Raw genomic sequence first — 19,349 nt, 5'->3', positions numbered from 1 at the left:
CCACCGGGACCTTGGACGACGGCCGGTTGCGGCTTCCCCCTAGTGATTTCCTTCATGCGGCCAAGGGAAAATGCCTCATTCGCGCAAGGCCGGCACGGCGTGTTCCTCCGCGGAGCTAGAGCGCCGCGGCGAGAGGCAACGGATCGGGGTGCTCATCGGCCATGCTGAACACCAGCTGCAGGGCGCCGCGCACGGAAAACGGTTCGACATGGATCCCGTACACCCGCAGCAGCAGCTCGGGGGTGAGCACCTCCTCGGGAGTGCCGCTGGCCACTGCCTGGCCGGCTTCGAGCATGACCAGCTTCGTGCAGTAGCGCGCGGCCAGGTTCAGGTCGTGCAGCACGACCACGGTGGTCACCCCCAGCTGCCCGACCATGCGCAGCAGCTCATGCTGGTAGCGGATGTCCAGGTGATTGGTCGGCTCGTCCAGCAGCAGGTGGTCCGCCTGCTGGGCCAGCGTGCGGGCCACCAGCACGCGCTGCTTCTCCCCTCCCGAGAGCGTAGCGTACCGGCGGTCGGCCAGATCCCGCGCCCCGACCCGGCTCAGCGCCGCGGCCACCGCCTGGTGGTCCTCGCGGGTGAAAGCCGCCAACGCCTTGCGGTGCGGAGCGCGGCCGAGCAGCACCATGTCGGCGACGGTCACCGGCAGGTCGGTAGGCGTCTCCTGGGCGACCACGGCCACCCGGCGGGCCAGTTCGGTGCCGCGCAGCTCCGCGAGGGGCCGCTCATCCAGGGTGACCAGCCCCGCGCGCGGGCGCAGCGCCGCATACAGGGTGCGCAGGAAGGTGGACTTGCCGCTGCCGTTCGGGCCAATCAGCCCGACGACCTCTCCTTGCCCGGCGTGCAGGCCGACGGATTTCACTACCAGTTTGCCGCCGTAGCCCACGGATACATCGGTGGCTGTGATCATGCTCTATGCCCCTTTTCGGTGGTTGGTTGTCATTGGGCCGGGTTCAGCTTGCGCACCAGCACGAAGAGCAGCGGGGCGCCGAGCAGGGCGGTGACGATGCCCAGCGGCAGCTCTTGCGGGGCCATGGCCGTGCGGGCGAGCACGTCGGCCCAGACCAGGAAGATCGCGCCGAGCAGGGCGGCCACCGGCAGCAGCTTGCGGTGCGTGGAGCCCACGCACAGCCGGGCGATATGCGGAATGATCAGCCCGACGAATCCGATGCCGCCGGAGGCCGCGACCAGTGCGCCCACGCACAGCGCGGTCACCACCATCACCGCCGCGCGCAGCTTCGCCGGAGAGATCCCCAGCGTCTGCGCGGTGGAATCGCCGATGGCCAGCGCGTCCAGCGGGCGGGACCAGAACAGCAGCAGCACCAAGGTGCCCAGCACCACCGCCCAGGTGAGCAGCGCGGACTGGCCGGTGGCCTGGCCCAGCGAGCCGAGCGTCCAGAAGAGCACCGAGCGGCCCGCGTTCGGGTCATCGGAGGCGAAGATCAGCAGCGAGGTCAGCGCGTGCAGCACGTAGCCCACGGATACCCCGGCGAGCACCAGCCGGGTGGAGGTCATTTGCGAGCCGACCCGGGCCAGCAGGAATACCGCGATCCCCGCGGCCAGCGCCCCGGCGAAGGCGCTGCCGGCCAGTGAAGCCGAGCCGATGCCGGCCGCGGTCCCGAAGAGGATCGAGGCCGCCGACAGCGTGGAGGCCCCGGAAGTCACCCCCAGCAGGTAGGGTTCGGCCAGGATATTGCGGGTCAAGGCCTGCAGGGCCACCCCGGCCAGCGCCAGCCCGGCGCCGACGGCGGCGCCCAGCAGCACGCGGGGCCCCCGCAGCAGCAGCACGATGGATTCCTCGGAGCCGGTCCAGTTGCCGATCATTTGGCCTCCGTTCAGATGCTGGCGCAGGATCTGGAGCACGGTGCCCGCCTCGATGGCCACCGGCCCGAGGCCCACGGCCACCGGCAGGGTGATCAGCAGCGCGCCGAGCAGCCCGGCGATCCACAGCCAGGTGTGCCGGGTGCGTTTGCCGTGCTCCAGATCGTCGCCGGTGAACACCAGCGGCGCCGCCGGTGGTGTTGCGCCGCGCGGTTCGCGCAGCGCGGGATCAAGTTGGGTCATGGTTGCCTTTCCAGCGATTCGTCATTCGTTGCGGTGCGCAGCGTCAGCGCGGCAATCAGGGCAAGCAAGGTGAACCCGCCGAGCACTGCAGCCGCGGCCAGATATCCCGCCGCACCCAGCGCCGCCCCGGCGGCGCCCGCGCCCAGGGACAGGCCCAGGGACATGCCGGCGGCGTTCAGGCTCAGCGCGGTCCCGCGCACTTGCCCGCAGCGGCGCACCAGCAGGGTCATCACCGCGGCGGAGACCACTGCATGGCTGGCCGAGAGCACCGCGGTGCACAGCATCGCCAGCGGCAGCACCGGGGAAAGGTACACCCCGAGCAGGGCCAGCAGCGCTGCGGCCAGGGCGATGCACATCACCGCCCGGGTGCGCCGCTCGGAGTCCTCGGCATTCAGCATCCGTCCGGCCAGCAGATGCCCGAGGAAGAAGGATCCTCCGCTCAGCGACCAGACGAAGGCGAACCAGCCGGTGGATAGCTGGAATTTGTCCGCATACAGCGGGGCGAGGAAGGCCAGGTGCCCCATGAGCGCGCCGGCCCGCCCGAAGGAGACCAGCAGCAGGGCGCGAGCCCCGGGGATGGCGGCCAGCGTGCGGAAGGCGGCCAGGTAGCCCAGCCGCGGGGCCGGTTGGGCCGGTTGCCCTGCCCCGGGTTTCGCCCAGCCGTAGCGCAGCAGCGCGGGCACCAGCGCGAAGGAGGCGATGGCGATGGCCACGAGGTTCCCCTGCCAGCCCCACCACAGCGCCGGCAGCACCAGCAGCGGCGCGCCCACCGTGGAGGCCAGGGTCTGGGCGGTCATCACCAAGGTTGCGGCGCGGCCCGCGGCGGGAGTGTTCCCGAAGCGGTCCGCCGCGGCGGTGGACAGCGCCGGGTAGAGCAGCGCGTTGGCCACGCCGGTGGCCAGGCAGAAGGCGGCCAGCGCGGCGAGCCCGGAAAAGGTCCCGAGCACCGCGGCGATCCCCAGCAGCCCCAGCGCGGCGGCGGCCACTCGTCCCGGGGCGATGCGCCCGATCAGCGGAGCCAGCGCAACGCCGGTGAGCACCGCGCCGACCCCCGCCAGCCCGCGCAGCGAGCCGACCTCGGCATACCCTGCCCCGGCCCAGTCGGCGATGGGCACCAGGAAGGTGGAGAGCACGGTGAAGGGCAGCAGGCCCACGGCCGAGGCCAGCAGGGCCGGCCAGATCTCGGCGATGATCCGCCGTTCGCTGGGCAGCTTTTCGGTGGTTCCCAGTTCGGTCTCGCTCATGCCGCACTTCCGATCCCGGCGCGGATCATGCCCAGGTCTTCGCCGAAGTCCTGCACGGCGAAGTCCGCGGAGCGCGGCTGGGCGCCCAGTCCCTGCGCCGCCTGCGTCAGCGCGCTCTCGTAGGCGGCCAGCAGGTCATCGATCGTCGGGCAGGGAACCGCTAGATGCCGGGCGAGACCCTGGATGATCTTGGTGCGGTAGTAGTCTTCCTTCGGCATCCGCGGCACGTCCCAGTGGCCTGCGTCGTTGCGGAAGATCGGCCGGATGGGAATGGCCGAGAAATCGAAGTAGCGCCCGTCGGCGTCCGGTTCGGAGAAGGGGTCCACGAGCAGCGAGGCGTAGCGCACGTAGACGAGGTACTCCTGGTGGATGGCCGGCAGCTGCTCGAATGCGGCCACCTGCTCCGGGTCGATGCTCTGCGGGTGCACCGGGTAGCCGTCCTGGAGCATGAAGGCCAGCAGATTGACTCCCTTCCCGCCCAGCGCGGCAACGATGGCCGAAAGCTCGCGCCACTGCTGGACCAAGGCGTGGATCATCGACGGGGTGACCGGTCCCTCGGGGTAGAGCTTGTAGACGTACTGCGTGGGCGGCTCCGCGGCAAACACGGCGCGCAGCGTGACCTCATTCATGAACAGCGCCGGATGCACGTACAGGGAGATGTTCCGTGCCTCGGCTTCGGCCGGCAGGCCGAGCACCGCCAGCTCGGTGCCCGCCGCCTCATGCACGGCGCGCAGCCGTTCCAGTCCCGGCGAGCTGCCGCGGCTGGATGCGGCGTAGATGCGTGCCTTGGCCCCGGCGGTCAACACCGCGGCGCCCGGGTGTCCCTGCGGCCAGCGGGTATCGCCCAGGTAGCTGGAGAAGCTGATCACCTCCGGATCCGCGCCCTGCGCGTTGGCGTATTCGCGCACCAGTGCCCCGGAGCCCAAGGTGGGCGAGAGCAGCACGATGCGTTCGAACCCGGCCAGCACCTCGCCGGCCAGCTGGCGCAGCACCGTGAGGTAGGCATCCGCAGTGACCGCCAGGACCAAGGTGTCCCAGGTCCCGGCCACCGATCCGTATCCGTGGAAGACGTGTTCGATCTGCGCTTCCCCGGCCAGTGCCGCGTGGGCGGGGTTCTGCACCTCGGCGCGCACGGTGCCCGAAGTTGTCTCCAGCGCGGCGAAGAAGGCCGCCGCGCGCTGCGATTCGCGGCCCGCAAGGCCCAGGGCCCCGGGCAGCGGCCCGAACAGCACCGCGCTTTGCACGGCCACCGGACCGGTCCCGGCGATGAGGATATTTCCCAATTCGTCCATCTGCTAAACGTCGTTTCCTATTGGGCGCTGCTTCACGTACAGCGCGATATCGAATACCTGGTCCGGCTGGCGGATGATGTCGACCAGCCGCCAGAGCGCCGGGTCGGCCTGCTGCATCGGGTAGTTGAACAGCGATTTAAGCCCGTCCCCGAAGCGCATGGCCACCACGATGTCCTCGCGGGTCAGCGCATGCAGCTGGTGCAGCAGCTCGTACTTCACGCCCACCGTGGAGCTGATCACCACGTGGGTGGCCTGCGCGGTGAAGTCCAGCTCGTGGAGCGCGCGTTCCTCCAGCACGATGTCCAGGCCTTGACCGAGCTGGGCCACGACCCGGCGCCCGAGCGCAATGGACTCGGCATCGATGTCGATCCCGAGCGCGGACGCGCCGGTGAGCGAGGCGACGTTCAGCAGCGTCATCGGGAAGGATCCCGAGCCGACGAGCAGCAGCTTGGAATCCCCGGTCAGCGCGACGGCCCCGAATTCCTCGGCGATGCAGGATTCGATATTGGCGAAGTATCCCTCCGCTCCCCGCTGCCCCTCCAGCAGCCGCAGCGCGCGGTACTTCTCGATGACCGCCACGCAGCGCGCCGACTGGCAACGCAGCTGCTCCACCAGCTCATCCGTGCCGGCGGCCGCGGCAAGCTGGGCGAAGGGGGCCTCGTTGCCCGGAGCGGTGACGAAGCGCGCGTAGTCCGCCAGCAGCTCCTCGAGCTCGCCGGCGTTCCGGGTCGAGCCGTCGTAGCCGTCGGCGGCCGCGCTGAAGTGGCGCAGGTAGCCGCGCAGCGTGGCCAGCATGGCCTGCGCACCGCAGCTCAGCTCCGGGCTGGCGCTAATCGATATTTCAGTCATGGATATAGGCCCTCCCCTCGGCCACGATGGCCACCTGTCCGGCGACGCGCAGCCCGGTTACCGTTCCGGAGCCGTAGTCGGCTTCCACGTCCAGGGTGCCGCCGGGCTGCCGTACGCTGGTGCAGACCGGAGCGCGGTTCTTCGCGGCCAGGTAGGCGCCGAGCGCGGCGGTTCCCGAGCCGCAGCTGCGCTCCCAGAGCAGGCTGCCCAGTGCGGGCACGTTGATCAGCGGGTCCAGCGCCCCGCGCGCCGGATCGTAGAGCATCACCCCGGCCACGGAGACGCCTTCGCTCTTGCCCAGCTGCAAGGCCGCCTGTTCGGCGTGCTCGCGCAGCCCCTGGCCGTGGCCTGCGCACTCAATGACAAGGTGCACCGAATCCGCATACCGCACCAGAGCCGTTCCCGAGCGGGCTCCCGGGGACGGGTAGGGATCGATGCTCAGCGGCAGCGGGCTGTCCAGCTGGCAGCGGTAGCCCGAATCCCGGGGCTCGACTCGGCAGCTCAGCAGCTCCTCGGCGCCCGAGGCTTCTAGAAGGAGTTCAACCCGGCCGGCCGGCCCCTGCCACGAGGCGTGCAGCGCTGCCATCGCCATCACGGCGTTGGCGCAGAATTCGTCCCCTGCCATGTGCAGGCGCAGCTGCGCCGCCGAGGATTCCGCCGGCAGGATGAACCCGACCTGTTCGGCATGCAGATGCTCGGCGCGCAACAACTGCTCTGCGATGGTGCGGTACTGCCGGGGCGGATGCCGGCTGGTGACCAGCACGGTGGTGTTGGATGTCGGGCTCAGCTTCACGAAGTCCACTTCGGTGGTGCCCCTGGCCGAAGTGGAACGCGCGTTTCTGCGTGCAGGCAGCGCGGAGGCGTGCCGGCGGCCGGTGTGCCGCGGGGTCCGGCGCAGCTGTGCTGGCTGGCTCATGGGGCGGACAACCGGTCCGCGAGCAGCTCCACGCCGTCCACGGCCAGCGGGCCGGGTGAGGAATAGTAGTAGTTCAGCGGCACCACGGCCGCGTCCTCCTCGATGGCTGCGAGGCCATCGAGCTCGGGTCGATCGCGAAGCGCTTGGAGCACGTCCTGATCGGTTTCCAGTGCCGAAGACCCGGTAGGCAGGTACATCGCGAAGACCTTGTCGGCGGCACTGGCGATCAGTTCTTCCGTGGAAGGGTCGAAGTAGCGCTTGGGCACATCGCCGAAGACGTTCTCCAGGCCGAGCAGCTCCATCTGCTCCGAGACCAGCGATTCCCCTCCGTAGGATCCGAGGCCGCCGGCGCTCGGCACGTACAAGGACAGCGCGCGCTCTCCGCTTCCCTGCTCGACGCGCGCCGCAGCGGCCGCCACGCGCTCGCGCATGTCCTCCACCGCATTCTCGGCCGCCTGCTCGGTGCCGAACAACTGGCCGTAAGACTGCACGTCACGGTAAATCTGCTCGAATCCGCTCACTCCTCCGGTGGAGCGGTCTTCGAATCCGGCGCAGTAGCCGCTCACGGTCAGCATCTGCACCCCGGCCTCGTCCAGGCGTTCGGCCAGGGAATCCAGATCGACTCCGGCGGCGATATCGGTGCCGATGACCACGTCGACTCCCGAACCGAGGATCATCTCGTAGGAGACGTCATGCGAGTCCTCCGTGATCCGCTCGGCGTCCTCGACCACGGCCTTGGTGGCCTCGTCGAAAGGCACTTCCAGGCTGCCCGCGTAGTGCGTCAGCTTGTCGCCGGCTCCAGCTGCGGACAGCAGCGCCGGGGCCTCCGAACCGACCGCGAGCACGCTGCGCGGCGCCGCGTCGAATACGACCTCCCGGCCGCAGCTGTCCAGGGTGGTCTGCCCGGCTGCCGAGCCATCCGGTGCGCTGCTCACGGATCCGGCGGAGGTACCGCAGGCGGTCGCCACTGCAAGGATGACGGCGGGCATCGCCACCATCCAAGGGTTGATTCTTTTCATAGATCATTGCTCCATTCATGGTGGCCAGGGCTGGGACGTTGGGTCTCCGGGGCGCTTGTGGCCAACATCGGTAAACACTAATGAGAATCATTATCAATTGTCAATACGGTGACGTTCGCACCGGAGCTATGTTTCCCCGGAACGCAAAAGATCGGCCGCCGTACCCGGAATTTCCGGGCACGGCGGCCGATCTTTCATACATCGATCCTAGCGAGGAGCTGGAATCGAGGAGCTGGAATCAGAGCCCTTCTGCGGTCAGCCAGGCCGAAGCGATATCGGCGGCCGACTTCTGGTCAACGGTGCTTTGCACGTTCAGCTCCACCAGGGTCTCGGCACTCAGCTTTTCGCTGACCGGGTTGAGCACGGTTGCCAATTCTGATGACAGGTCAGCCGAAACCACCGGAACGACGTTCGAAGCCAAGAACAGCGACTCAGGGTCTTCAAGCACCACTAGATCTTCGGTCTTGATGCGCGGGTCGGCGGTGAACACGTTGGCAATGTTCACCGTGCCGGCGACCAAGTCTTCAACTGTGGTGTCTCCGGTCCCGGAGAAATCAGCCTTCACTCCATATACGCTTTCTAGCCCCTTAGGGCCGTATGGGCGTTCGGCAAGCTCAGGTGGTCCACCTAGGGTCAATGGCTCGCTAACCTCTGCCAGGTCTTCGATTGATTTCAGGTTATTCGCCTCCGCGAATTCCCGGGTCACGGTGTAGGAATCTTGGTCAGAGGCTTCTGCAGCTTCAAGAACCGCGAGAGAATCCGGAAGTTCTGCAGTCAGCTCCGTGTAGACCTCATCGGCAGCGCGCGCTTTGGTGTCTTCCTTGAAGAACTGCAGCAGATTTCCGGTGTATTCGGGGAACACATCGATGCTGCCGTCTTCGAGCTGAGGCATGTAGGCATCTCGCTGACCGATGTTGAATTTACGTTCTACCTCTTTACCGGCACCTTCCAATGCCTGGGCATAGATCTCGGCAACGATCTCATTTGAGTAATACGCCTGCGAACCGACAACAATCGTTTCTCCGCCGCCTTGCTCGGTACTGCTCTCAGTTGCCAGCGGGTCTCCCCCGCCGCAACCAGCCAAGACGAGGCTTCCGGCCAGTACTGCCGCTATGCTGGGAATGACGCGTTTCAGTTTCATGACTTTTCCTTTTCCTTGGACTTCATTTGATCAGAACTTAAGTTTGCATCTTTATCTGCATCGCTGCTGCGTGCAACCTTGCCAGTTGATTTTCGCTTGGAGCTTCCTATGCCGCTCGGGACCGATAGCCGTTGCAGCAAAGCGAAGACTAGGTCCAAAAGCAGCGCGAGCACGGCAACCATAAGTGCTCCGCCCAAGACCATGTCGAATCGGCGAAGGTTCAGTCCAGTGATGATCGGCAAACCAAGGCCACCCAGGTTAACGTAGGCGGCAATGGTCACCGTCGCGACTACTTGCAGCATGGCTGACCTGATTCCGCCCACAAGCAGCGGCAGCCCCAAGGGGATTTCGACCTTGAAAAGTATTTGCCATTCGGTCATTCCCATGGCGCGCGCGGCGTCAATGGTCTTCCTGTCTATGGCTTCAAAGCCCGTGTAGGCACCTGCCAGAAGCGACGGAATGGCCAATAGTACGAAGGTGAGCAGGGCTGCTTCTGGTTTGTGCAGCACACCGAACAGCAGCACCAATAGGATCAGCAGGCCAAAGGATGGAACTGCTCGCGCGATGCCTGCGGCTCCTACCGCGATTTCCCGTCCCTTGCCGGTATGCCCAATTGCCCAGCCGGCAGGGACCGCAATGATGCCAGCGATAAGTACCGTTGCCACGCTGAACAGCAGGTGCTGGCCGAGCAGATTTTGCAGCCCTCCGCTGCCTTCCCACTGCTCCGGCGAGAGCAGCCACTGAAGCGCTTTGCTGATGAGGTCCATTAGGACACCTGCTGCCGGGAAACGTTTTTAATGGCTCGCTTCGGTTTCTTAGCTTGTCGCGTCCAAGGCATCAGCCAGCGTCCGAGAAGAATCAGCAAGAGATCAACGGCCAGCGCAATCAATGCCACTGCGAGAATGCCCGCAAGCACCTCTTCGATAATGCGCCGCTGAAGTCCATTGGTGAATAAATAGCCCAAGTTGGTGACACCGACGAGAATTCCCACGGTTGCCAGCGATATGGTGCTCACGGCCGTGACTCGAAGTCCCGCGAGAATTACCGGTCCGGCAAGCGGTAGATCTACCGCAAAAAATCTACGTGCGTCCCCATACCCCAGTGCGGTCGCTGCCGACCGAGTAGCCGGGTCAACAGAGTCCAAGCCGTCAACGACTCCACGGACCATGATGGCCACCGCGTAGAGGGTCAGCGCAACAATCAGGTTGGCTTCGCTAATAGCGCTCATCCCGGTGAGCACGGGCAAGATCATCAACAGGGCCAGCGATGGGATGGTGTAGAGCAGACCTGTGAAGGTCACCACCGGTCCGCGGACGAGACGGTAGCGCCACGCCACCCAGCCCAGCGGAATCGACAGCAAGAACCCGGCGATGATCGCGATCACGCTCTGTCGCAGGTGTTCCACCGACAGGGAACCAATTAGCCCTAGGTTCTCGGCTATCCAGTTCACGCGTTGGACCCGTCCTCGATAAGCCGTCCTTGGGTCCGCCCCTGCGAATCGACGAGGACCGCGCCGTGAGGTGTGTGCTTGACGCTGAGTGCCCTGGCTCCGCGATCGGTGCCGATAAAGGTAGCGACAAAGTCGTTGGCAGGATTTTCTATGATTTCGCTCGGGCTGCCCACCTGAAGTTTCTGAGCTCCAGCTGCGAGAATCACTACTTGGTCTCCAAGCAGAAAAGCCTCATCGATATCGTGAGTCACGAAAACAATCGTTTTGCCCAACTCATTTTGAAGCCGAATGAGCTCCTGTTGCAGCTCGCCTCGGACAATGGGGTCCACCGCGCCAAAGGGCTCGTCCATGAGCAGGATGTTCGGGTCCGAGGCCAGACCCCGGGCCACTCCCACACGTTGCTGCTGTCCGCCGGATAGCTGGTGAGGGTACCGGTCGGCCATGGATGCAGGCAGCCCCACCGTTTCCATCAGCTCCAGCGCACGGTTCCGTGCTGCCTTGCGCGATCGACCATCGAGCCGCGGCACTGTGGCGATGTTTTCTGCGACCGAAAAATGCGGCAGAAGTCCGGAGTTTTGCATAACGTAGCCAATGCTGCGACGCAGAGCTACGGCCGGCTTCGTGGAAATTTCTTGTTCATCAATGCGGATGGATCCAGAGCTTGGATCGACCATGCGATTTATCATGCGTAGCAAGGTTGTCTTGCCGCAACCCGATGAACCAACAAAAACGGTAGTCTTGCGAGCCGGAATCGTCAGGCTGAAATTCTCGACCGCTATCGTTCCGTCTGGATAGTGCTTGGAAACATTCTCGAATTCAATCATTTGTGCTGCCCGAGCATACGTCGACTCCTAGTCATGGCGTTGCGCCTAATTCTGCCTTAAAACTGTTTCAAGAACATAGCAGCCCGCGAATTGATTATTTTCTGCTTTTCGTGGCGCCGAGCTCTATACATTCAGGCCATCGATAAGGTGGGAGTAAATTCGAACCGACATTGGAGGAATATCTTGATACCCCCCGCCGCTATCATGGCTTCCGTTTCATTGGCCGTAGGGCTGCTGGCCGCATCCGCTGCCCCTGCCGTAGAGATCGAGCCAACTGATCTTACCCAGGCGTGGGAGTCGGTCATTACCGTAGAGTCCGGCACCGGTGAAATTCTTAGCGAAACCGTGAACGAAGCCTGGAGCTCGGCGGTCATCATGGACGTAAACACTGGCAAGATATTGAAACAGTATTCCAGGCCCGCAGACAGCACTGAGGCTGCGGTCCAGGTACCGATATCAATGGCTTCGCTTCGAGAAAAATTGGGCTGGAACTAGTTCTTATTATTGAATGCTGCTGGGTCCGTGCTGCATGGCATTGCTGGGAACGGACCTGTTTTGCCGCGATTCCTTCCGCCGGACCACCAGCGTTCTTGCGAGCACCACAAGGGACAGTGCAATCGCTGCAGTACCGGCAGCGAGTGATACGTTGAATGTGATCTGCAATGATCCAGCGTCAGGGAAAACGTCGCTCAGCAGCAAAGACCAAATGGTGCTCGGGATGATGCCCCAACCCACAGAGGTCAGGCTGAGCAAAACGCGGCTCAACCTAGTCGAAACAACAAACCCCAATAACGCCATGAGGCCTGCGATTCCGAGCCACGGAACCACCGGAAGTCCCAGCGCAAACCAAAGACCAACTTCGACGTAATTCCACCAAGGCCCGCCGGACAGCAGCGGATCCACGAGGAACAACAAGAGAGCCCATATCGCTCCGCAGAGCAGGGGCATCGCACGCAATCCACCGGTTTTGCTTCGTGCAGTGGTTCTGGCACCACCAAGGTTGCTCATCTTCATTCCGGTTCTACCTGCCGCAAGGATTTCGACTACTCGCCAATTTCGATATGTTCAAGCCACACTGCTCCCAATACTTCACTGTCTGGAACAGATCCGTGGCTTGTCCGTGGAACTTCCATGACGTCGAATTGGTGCTCTGCTCAACCAGGGAGGGAAGAGGCTGCTCGCCGTTGTGCTAGCCCACGAATGGACATCCAGGAAATGGCAAAACACAATCCGAGGAAGACCACGGCGGACACGACAAACATCAACAGGCCAAGCGCCGCGAAGAAAATCAGGCTAAGCGCGAGCACCAACACTAGGCCGGCGAGCACCGAACCCATCGCTCCCATCACCGCTTGGGTGTTGCCGGTAGCCTCAGGTCGGTTCTTCTCACAAACGGCTAATCCGATGACCGCGCCCGTGGCAGGGAAGATTGCGGCGATTGCGCCGATCCACGCACCGTTGGCCAAGGCCAGAACCATACCCCCACCAAAGCTGGACAGCGAGAGCGGTGCTTCGTTAACTAGAATCGGCCAAAAAATCACTGCACTGAGTGCGGCGCCAAACACAGCACCCGCCAGAATTGCCAGCGCGAAGAGCGGCAAAGTGAACGATTCGACCTTCTGCCCAGCTATTTTCACCATATGGCGATCATATGTTACTACAGGCTGACTTATCGATATTTAATGCATTGCAGTGATGTCAGAGACTTTGCCGGTAAGTAGTTCAGATCCTTTGCACAACGGACCCGTTCTTAACCGTCCTACGATCCCTCAGCTGCAACCAGCCAAGCAGTAGATACATGAGCACGAAAGTCAGGGCAAAGCAGAACAGAACGAAACCTGCAGCAAGATAGAGAATAGTGTTGTCCACAGGATCCGAAACCCATAAGGCCAGTAGCCCCAAGGCAGGCAGGAGCGACCCAGAGCTAGCTCCGCAAGCTGCCCACAGAGCTTGACTCGTTCCCGATGAACCCGGATTTTTGGCGTCTTGAATCGCGACCGCTACATAAGCGCCGATCCCCGGGAGCAGCGCTACTCCTGCGCCTATCAATGCGGCATAAACCGCAAATAACCCGTATTCGAGCCAGAATCCTCCCAAACCCGCTCCAGTGCTTGAGTCGCCAGCTGACTCCAGCAAAACCGAAACCCACATCATAACGACCAGCAAGACACCGCACGCAATGCCGGCAGCCAATGCTAAAGCACCCATGGGAATCAGCAGCCTGTATGAATTCTGCGCCGGGATCGTTTTCATACTCACATCTTATGCAGAGATCCTTGCCGCGGATACAAGTAATGCCCCAAACCATCACTGGTTTGAGGCATCACGAGGATTGAAGCTTACGCTTCGAGCACTACCGGAACGATCATCGGACGGCGGCGCAGCTTGCGCGACACCCACGAACCGATGACGCGGCGCACGATCTGCTGCAGCTGGTGGGTGGAGTGGTTTGGATTATTAGCCACTGCCTCCAGGATCGCTGCGGCGATCTTTGGCTTGATCTCATTGAAGACCGCATCGTCCTCGGCCACGCCACGGGCATGGATGTCCGGGCCTGAGATCAACGTGCCGTTCTGGCGGTTGATCACGGTGATGACCGAGATGAAGCCTTCTTCACCCAGGGTGACGCGGTCCTTGAGGTCATCGTCGGTGATGGTGCCAACCTTGGATCCATCCACGTAGACGTAACCGCATTCGACCTGGCCGACGAGTTCGGCGACACCGTCCTTGAGGTCAATGACCGAACCGTCCTCCGCCAGGATGACGTTCTCTTCTGGAACACCCGACAGCGCGGCCAAACGACCGTTGGCGATCAGGTGGCGAGTTTCGCCGTGGACCGGAAGAACGTTCTTCGGACGGACGATGTTGTAGCAGTACAGCAGCTCGCCAGCCGAGGCATGCCCGGAGACGTGAACCTTGGCCATGCCCTTGTGGATGACCTCTGCACCTAGACGCATCAGGCCGTTGATCACGCGGAAGACCGCGTTCTCGTTGCCTGGGATGAGGCTGGATGCCAGGATCACGGTGTCGCCCGGGTTGATCTGAACCTTGTGCTCGCCGTTTGCCATGCGGGACAGGGCTGCCATTGGCTCACCCTGCGAACCGGTGGACATCAGCACCACCTTGTGGTCCGGAAGCTGGTCAACCTGCTTCAGGTCAACTACGACACCCTGTGGGATGTGCAGGTAGCCCAGGCGTTCGGCGATGCCCATATTGCGCACCATCGAACGGCCGATGAAAGCGACCTTGCGGCCATGCACGGCCGCGGCATCAAGCACCTGCTGCACGCGGTGCACATGCGAGGAGAAGGACGCGACGATAATGCGGCGGCGAGCCCGAGCGAATTTGGCTTCGAGCACCGGACCGATTTCGCGTTCGGCGACGGTGAAGCCCGGCACCTCGGCGTTGGTAGAGTCGGTGAGGAACAAGTCCACGCCTTCTTCGCCGAGCTTGGCGAAGTGACGCAGGTCGGTGATGCGGCCATCAAGCGGCAGCTGGTCCATCTTGAAGTCACCGGTGTGCAGCACGGTACCGGCCTCGGTACGCACGAACACCGCCAGCGCGTCAGGGATCGAGTGGTTCACCGCGACGAATTCACATTCGAACTCGCCGATCTGAGCCACTTCATTCTCGGTTACCACGTTGGTGATCGCCTTGATGCGGTGCTCGGCCAGCTTGGCTTCAATGAAGGCCAGAGTCAGCTTTGAACCATACAGCGGGATATCTTCGCGCAGACGCAACAGGTACGGAACCGCGCCGATGTGGTCTTCGTGGCCGTGGGTGAGCACGACGCCCATCACATCATCCAGACGATCCTTGATGTAGGAGAAGTCAGGAAGAATCAGATCCACGCCCGGCTGGTGCTCTTCGGGGAAGAGCACACCGCAGTCGATGATCAACAGCTTGCCGTTGATCTCGAATACGGTCATATTGCGGCCGACCTCGCCCAATCCGCCCAGCGGAACGGTACGTAGGGTCCCCTTTTTCAGCTTGGTCGGCTTCTGCATACGCGCAGTATCGGCCTTGCCTACTGAACTTTCAGTCATAAGTGGTTAAGCCCTTTCGTTAAAGATCCCATCCACCTTCACGTAGGTCCGCGCGGATGGCATCGAGTTCTGCGTCCGATGGTGCCAGTAGCGGCAATCGAACGACGGTGTTCGGCAGGACACCCTGCCAGTGAAGTCCAAATTTTGCGGCAACTGCGCCTTGAACGTGGCCCATAATGCCGCGCTGGATCGGGTCCAGCTCGAAGTGTGTAGCGCGTGCAGTCGCCAAATCCCCGGCATGCATCGCATCAACAAGCGTACGGTACTTAGCCGCTGCAACGTGAGCTGTCACGGAAACGACACCGGCTGCGCCGGCTGCCATCAGTGGCAAAGTCAGTCCGTCGTCCCCTGAATACACGTGCAAATCGGTGTTTGCCAGTACGGTGGTGGTCGACTGGTAGTCGGCCTTTGCATCCTTCAACGCAATCACCTGAGGAATCTGCGCTAATTCAATGATAGTTTCTGTGCTCAGCGCAATTCCGGCGCGTCCAGGGATGTCGTACATCATGATCGGCAGGTCAATTGCCTCGGCGATCGCCTTCACATGGGCGATGATGCCGGCCTGACTTGGCTTGTTGTAATAAGGTGCGGTGACCAGGATGCCGTCGACTCCGGCTTCCTTGGCACGGAGTGACAAACGGATGGAGTGGCGAGTGTCATTAGTGGTGGAGCCTGCCAGCACCGCAACGCGGTCACCCACTGCGTTGACGACGGTGCGGAACATTTCGATATTCTCATCGTCGGTCAGCGTGGAGGTCTCTCCGGTAGTGCCGGTTACGACCAAACCGTCGCAGCCTTCATCAACGAGCTTGATAGCCAGCTTGGCGGCCACATCATAGTCAACCTCACCTGCCTCGGTGAAAGGGGTGACCATCGCGGTCAGCACTGTACCGAAGGGGAACGACTGATTATCAATTTCACTAGTTGCCATGGCTTAAATCTACACGCGGAAGTGTCTTGATGGCATATTCATGTTGTTCCGTGATGCGATATGTCTATGGACGTGGAAACAAAGGCTCGCAGACTGCCAGGGCTAGACGCAGCCAGAGCGCTAGCCATCCTGGGAATGTTTGCCGCTCATATCTTTGATCTATTTGCTCGAGACGAGACGGGTTCGCTGCAGCCAACCCTCACCGGGGCTACGGCAAATGGCCGCTCCTCGGTGTTGTTCATGGTGCTCGCAGGCGTCTCGTTGACCTTGTTTGCCCGTTCGCTTGCGCGCAAGAGCATGGATCGCAGGTCCTCGGCAATGGTACTGCTGCGCCGCGCGGGGATCATCGCGGCGTTGGGAATGCTGATCGGCCCAGCGAACGAGTCAATTGCGAACATCCTGGTGCATTACGGACTGTTGTTCCTCGTGCTGATCCCCACGCTATATGTGCCGGCGAAAGTTCTGTGGGCGCTCGCCGCTATTTGGCTATTGGCCACTCCCCTGATCTGGCGGCCGTTAGCGGCTAGCGATGCCGCACAGTCCCTGGGCCATAACCCAACGTTCACCGATCTTGTACACCCGGGATTGCTACTCGAAGACCTGCTCGTCACTGGGTACTATCCACTGCTGATCTGGATCGGCTATGGCCTACTCGGAGTTGCTGTGGGGAAACTTCGGCTGACCAATCGGGGCACTGTTGCCTGGTTGGCGGCCGGGTCCGTTATTGTCGCCGCACTATGCCTACTGATCGGGTGGTTGAAGATTCTGCCTTGGGCCGATGGGATTAGCGCCGTGACCGGCGTTCCCCGCTCGCAGCTTTTTACGGCCCTGGTGACCGGGCGTTCGCCCTCTGGGAACCTGGACCCATTCTTGACTCAATCCGCCTATATATGGCTCCCAACCGCGCACTCGGGTTCACTAATTTTCACAATTCATGCAGCGGCCTGCGCAGTTGCAGTCTTAGCCATACTGCTTTTCCTAATTCCATATTTAGGCTACATCGGCTCGCTCATTGCAACCGCTGGGCGAGCACCACTGACGCTCTATCTCGGGCATCTGATCCTGTTGCCGATGCTCCAACTGGGACTCTCGCAGTGGGCCCAGTGGTGGGTACTGTGCGTGCTGATGCTGCTTACCGCGCTGATCTTGCACCACACGCGCAAGGCAGGACCGATGGAAGCTGGCGTTCGATACCTCAGTGAATTACCGAGCGCAGATCAAGAAGAGGACCCAAAGTAAGCTTTGAGAAAGAAATAAATAATTTGATTCTAGGTCAACTGACAAGGAATTAGTTAGACTTTTCTTATGATCAAACGCGCCTTCGGCAAGCAGAAACCACACCAGATTCTATTCAAGTCTTCGAGTATTTTGCTTGCCTTTACCATCGTTGGATGTTCCTCAGCGCCGATGGCACCACCGAGTGAGCCCTCGGATTTGCCGCCCGAATCGCCCACACCCCAGACCCTTCGCGACTTTGATCTTGATAATGCGCAATGGGAAATCAAAGAGGGCTACGGCGCCAAAAAGTCCACAGCGTTGCAGTTCAAAGATGGCAAGGCAACCATCAACACCGCCGAGTACTCCGTTGGGGACGTAGTTTATTCTGATTTGAACGGCGATGGAGTTGAGGACGCCCTGGCACCGATCGAAATGCTAGATGGAAACAGCTTCTCCTCTCATTGGTTCATCTGGCTTGCCGAGGTTGATCAGCCAGAACAATTACCTCACCCCGTGGCGGCCAGTAGAAGCTGTGGGGATTTCGTCAAGGCGGTTGAGAGCGTGCCCGGCGGCGTGGAACTCACCGAAACCCGACGCACGATATTCGATCAGGATCGTTCATGTGCGCAAGGTGGAACGTGGGAGGAAACGCGAACCATCGCCGTGGAGCAATTCGGCAAAGACCAACTCTGGATCCCAGTTCAGATCGCGCCCGAGCGCGGCTACGGCGGAGTCTGCAACGAATCACTTCCGGGAGACATCACGGCCTTTGCTGAGCCCTATTACTTAGCGCCTACTTTGCAAGCTAAAGAAGAATTCAAACCTGGGGAAATCCGCGGGATCAGCATCGCTGGATTTGAGGATCAGGGCACTGCGGGCGGTGAACCCGGCGGATGGCGACTTTACAACGTCGTCGAGAATGACGACTCCGTAGAGCGCTGCATCTGGCTCCCCATCCATTAGGGGCAAGTCTTCTGAGATGTCCAGGTATATAAAAGCGGCAGGAGCTTCAAAACCAAAATTAGGTTTCGAAGCTCCTGCCGATGTGTGCGATCAGATCACTTGCTCGTGGTGCTGGCGTTCTTCTCTGCCACGAAGAGATTCACCGCTGTGCGCATCGAAGTGCGTGCACGTTTTCGGTCTCCACTGGCGTCATAAGCCAGAGCCAAGCGATACCACGACTTCCAGGACTCTGGATGGGCCTCGACGTCTTGCTTGTGGATCGGGAAGTCAGCGTCAGCAGCTTCTCGCACAAACCTGCCCGAGGGCATACGTGGCAAGTCTTCTGGCAGTTCGCCGAGCTCGCCGAGAATCTTGCCCATTTTCTCGGTGCGCAGTCCGAAGAGAATTTCACGGATCAAGATCCATACACCCAGTGCAGGAATGACGAAGACCGCGACGCCCATGGCGATGGCGATAGGTTCACCGGTGCTCATGAAACGCATCGCTTGGGTGAAGGACATGACGATATACAAAACGAACAGCAGCAGAATGCCGCCTACCCAAAGTTTGGTTTTCACTGCCCCAACTCCAAGTAGCCGTCCAGCCCGTAGGTAAGCCCCGGGCGCGAAGCGACGGTTCGCAGACCTAGCAGCACCCCCGGCATGAAGGACGCACGGTCATAAGAATCGTGGCGCAGGGTGAACTGCTCGCCGGGACCTCCGAACAGAACTTCCTGGTGGGCCACGAGGCCGCGTAGACGCACGGAATGTACGTGCACGTCCTCTACAAGGGCACCTCGGGCGCCCTCTAGTTGGGTTTCCGTTGCGTCCGGGCTTTTCGCCACGCCGGCTTCCTTACGGGCTGCGGCAATCAGCTCAGCGGTGCGCACCGCGGTGCCACTGGGAGCATCCACCTTGTTGGGGTGGTGCAGTTCGATAATCTCTACCGATTCAAAGTATTTAGCCGCTGTTGCCGCGAATGCACTAGCGAGAACCGAACCGAGAGCAAAGTTTGGGGCGATAAGCACACCTGCTTCGGGGTGCTGCGCGAGCAGCTGGTCAAGCTTCGCACGGCGTTCATCGTCCCACCCTGTGGTTCCCACAACTGCATGCAAGCCATTTTCCACCGCGAAGCGCACGTTGTCTTCGGTGGCTGCCGGTACCGATAGGTCAACGATGTGGGTTGCGCCTACCTCAAGAATCTCTTTCAGGTCCGCACCTCGGCCAAGGCTCGCCACGAGTTCCATATCGGAGGCTTCGGAAACGGCTTTAACCGCTTCTGCGCCCATTCGTCCTGCGGCGCCAAGCACCGCAACCTTAATCTGTACACTCATGGGTTTAAGCCTATCGCCTGTACCCGGCAGGTATTCACATCGATGACGTGATCTATACCTTTTCCAGTCAAGGCAGCGCG

21 protein-coding genes are annotated in these 19,349 nt (G+C 61.8%); 3 read left to right on the top strand and 18 right to left on the bottom strand.

The window, feature by feature from the left end; translation table 11 throughout:
* Positions 1-115: 115 nt before the first annotated feature.
* The 11 genes from LG294_RS05130 to LG294_RS05080 form a co-directional block, all read right to left on the bottom strand.
* The gene (locus LG294_RS05130; protein ID WP_404290146.1) at positions 116-910 is read right to left on the bottom strand and encodes an ABC transporter ATP-binding protein; all 795 of its coding nucleotides are present in this window, start codon (positions 908-910) and stop codon (positions 116-118) included.
* Positions 911-939: 29 nt separating this feature from the next.
* Positions 940-2,064: a FecCD family ABC transporter permease gene (locus tag LG294_RS05125; protein ID WP_404290144.1), complete on the bottom strand. Its 1,125-nt coding sequence runs from the start codon at positions 2,062-2,064 to the stop codon at positions 940-942.
* The gene (locus tag LG294_RS05120) at positions 2,061-3,308 is read right to left on the bottom strand and encodes an MFS transporter (protein ID WP_404290142.1); all 1,248 of its coding nucleotides are present in this window, start codon (positions 3,306-3,308) and stop codon (positions 2,061-2,063) included. Before LG294_RS05120 ends, LG294_RS05125 begins: the two co-directional genes overlap by 4 nt.
* Positions 3,305-4,600, bottom strand: a complete 1,296-nt coding sequence (locus tag LG294_RS05115) for an opine metallophore biosynthesis dehydrogenase (protein WP_404290140.1) — start codon at positions 4,598-4,600, stop codon at positions 3,305-3,307. Before LG294_RS05115 ends, LG294_RS05120 begins: the two co-directional genes overlap by 4 nt.
* Positions 4,601-4,603: 3 nt before the next feature.
* Positions 4,604-5,449 carry a class I SAM-dependent methyltransferase gene (locus LG294_RS05110; RefSeq protein ID WP_404290138.1) on the bottom strand — a complete coding sequence of 282 codons (846 nt, stop codon included), beginning with the start codon at positions 5,447-5,449 and terminating at the stop codon, positions 4,604-4,606.
* The gene (locus LG294_RS05105; protein WP_404290136.1) at positions 5,442-6,365 is read right to left on the bottom strand and encodes a hypothetical protein; all 924 of its coding nucleotides are present in this window, start codon (positions 6,363-6,365) and stop codon (positions 5,442-5,444) included. The genes LG294_RS05110 and LG294_RS05105 overlap by 8 nt, the downstream gene beginning before the upstream one ends.
* Positions 6,362-7,384 (bottom strand): ABC transporter substrate-binding protein, encoded by a 1,023-nt coding sequence (locus LG294_RS05100; protein WP_404290134.1) that lies wholly within the window; start codon positions 7,382-7,384, stop codon positions 6,362-6,364. The genes LG294_RS05105 and LG294_RS05100 overlap by 4 nt, the downstream gene beginning before the upstream one ends.
* A gap of 238 nt (positions 7,385-7,622) precedes the next feature.
* Positions 7,623-8,525: a glycine betaine ABC transporter substrate-binding protein gene (locus LG294_RS05095; RefSeq protein WP_404290132.1), complete on the bottom strand. Its 903-nt coding sequence runs from the start codon at positions 8,523-8,525 to the stop codon at positions 7,623-7,625.
* Positions 8,522-9,292 carry an ABC transporter permease gene (locus tag LG294_RS05090; protein WP_404290130.1) on the bottom strand — a complete coding sequence of 257 codons (771 nt, stop codon included), beginning with the start codon at positions 9,290-9,292 and terminating at the stop codon, positions 8,522-8,524. Before LG294_RS05090 ends, LG294_RS05095 begins: the two co-directional genes overlap by 4 nt.
* On the bottom strand, positions 9,292-9,975 hold the full coding sequence (locus LG294_RS05085) for an ABC transporter permease (protein WP_404290128.1): 684 nt from the start codon (positions 9,973-9,975) through the stop codon (positions 9,292-9,294). The genes LG294_RS05090 and LG294_RS05085 overlap by 1 nt, the downstream gene beginning before the upstream one ends.
* Complete coding sequence (locus LG294_RS05080) at positions 9,972-10,799, bottom strand: ABC transporter ATP-binding protein (RefSeq protein WP_404290126.1); 828 nt, start codon at positions 10,797-10,799, stop codon at positions 9,972-9,974. Before LG294_RS05080 ends, LG294_RS05085 begins: the two co-directional genes overlap by 4 nt.
* A 204-nt stretch (positions 10,800-11,003) precedes the next feature.
* Here LG294_RS05080 and LG294_RS05075 point away from each other — a divergent pair, with 204 nt between their 5' ends.
* A complete protein-coding gene (locus tag LG294_RS05075; RefSeq protein ID WP_404290125.1) occupies positions 11,004-11,294 on the top strand; it encodes a hypothetical protein in 291 nt (96 codons plus the stop codon).
* A 6-nt stretch (positions 11,295-11,300) separates the two neighbouring features.
* Here the strand turns inward: LG294_RS05075 and LG294_RS05070 are convergent, their stop codons facing one another.
* From LG294_RS05070 to dapA, 5 genes are all read right to left on the bottom strand, one after another.
* Positions 11,301-11,807 carry a hypothetical protein gene (locus tag LG294_RS05070; protein ID WP_404290123.1) on the bottom strand — a complete coding sequence of 169 codons (507 nt, stop codon included), beginning with the start codon at positions 11,805-11,807 and terminating at the stop codon, positions 11,301-11,303.
* Positions 11,808-11,953: 146 nt separating this feature from the next.
* Positions 11,954-12,439: a hypothetical protein gene (locus tag LG294_RS05065; RefSeq protein WP_404290121.1), complete on the bottom strand. Its 486-nt coding sequence runs from the start codon at positions 12,437-12,439 to the stop codon at positions 11,954-11,956.
* Between the two features lie 82 nt (positions 12,440-12,521).
* On the bottom strand, positions 12,522-13,052 hold the full coding sequence (locus LG294_RS05060; protein WP_404290119.1) for a hypothetical protein: 531 nt from the start codon (positions 13,050-13,052) through the stop codon (positions 12,522-12,524).
* An 86-nt stretch (positions 13,053-13,138) separates the two neighbouring features.
* Positions 13,139-14,806 carry a ribonuclease J gene (locus LG294_RS05055; RefSeq protein WP_404290117.1) on the bottom strand — a complete coding sequence of 556 codons (1,668 nt, stop codon included), beginning with the start codon at positions 14,804-14,806 and terminating at the stop codon, positions 13,139-13,141.
* A 58-nt stretch (positions 14,807-14,864) separates the two neighbouring features.
* Entirely contained in the window at positions 14,865-15,776 is a 912-nt protein-coding gene (gene dapA / locus LG294_RS05050) for a 4-hydroxy-tetrahydrodipicolinate synthase (RefSeq protein ID WP_404290115.1), read from the bottom strand.
* Between the two features lie 66 nt (positions 15,777-15,842).
* Between dapA and LG294_RS05045 the strand changes: the two genes are divergently transcribed.
* Entirely contained in the window at positions 15,843-17,015 is a 1,173-nt protein-coding gene (locus LG294_RS05045; protein ID WP_404290113.1) for a heparan-alpha-glucosaminide N-acetyltransferase domain-containing protein, read from the top strand.
* Between the two features lie 66 nt (positions 17,016-17,081).
* A complete protein-coding gene (locus LG294_RS05040) occupies positions 17,082-17,957 on the top strand; it encodes a hypothetical protein (protein WP_404290111.1) in 876 nt (291 codons plus the stop codon).
* Between the two features lie 95 nt (positions 17,958-18,052).
* On the opposite strand, the gene LG294_RS05035 is transcribed toward LG294_RS05040, so the two are convergent.
* Both LG294_RS05035 and dapB read right to left on the bottom strand, forming a co-directional pair.
* Complete coding sequence (locus tag LG294_RS05035) at positions 18,053-18,514, bottom strand: tetratricopeptide repeat protein (RefSeq protein ID WP_404290110.1); 462 nt, start codon at positions 18,512-18,514, stop codon at positions 18,053-18,055.
* Positions 18,511-19,269, bottom strand: coding sequence for a 4-hydroxy-tetrahydrodipicolinate reductase (gene dapB, locus LG294_RS05030; protein WP_404290108.1), 759 nt, complete (start codon positions 19,267-19,269; stop codon positions 18,511-18,513). The genes LG294_RS05035 and dapB overlap by 4 nt, the downstream gene beginning before the upstream one ends.
* Between the last annotated feature and the right edge of the window lie 80 nt (positions 19,270-19,349).

Origin of the sequence: Glutamicibacter arilaitensis, assembly GCF_044793945.1 — a bacterium.
Taxonomy (GTDB): Bacteria; Actinomycetota; Actinomycetes; order Actinomycetales; family Micrococcaceae; genus Glutamicibacter; species Glutamicibacter arilaitensis_B.
This window is presented reverse-complemented; position numbering and strand designations above follow the sequence as displayed.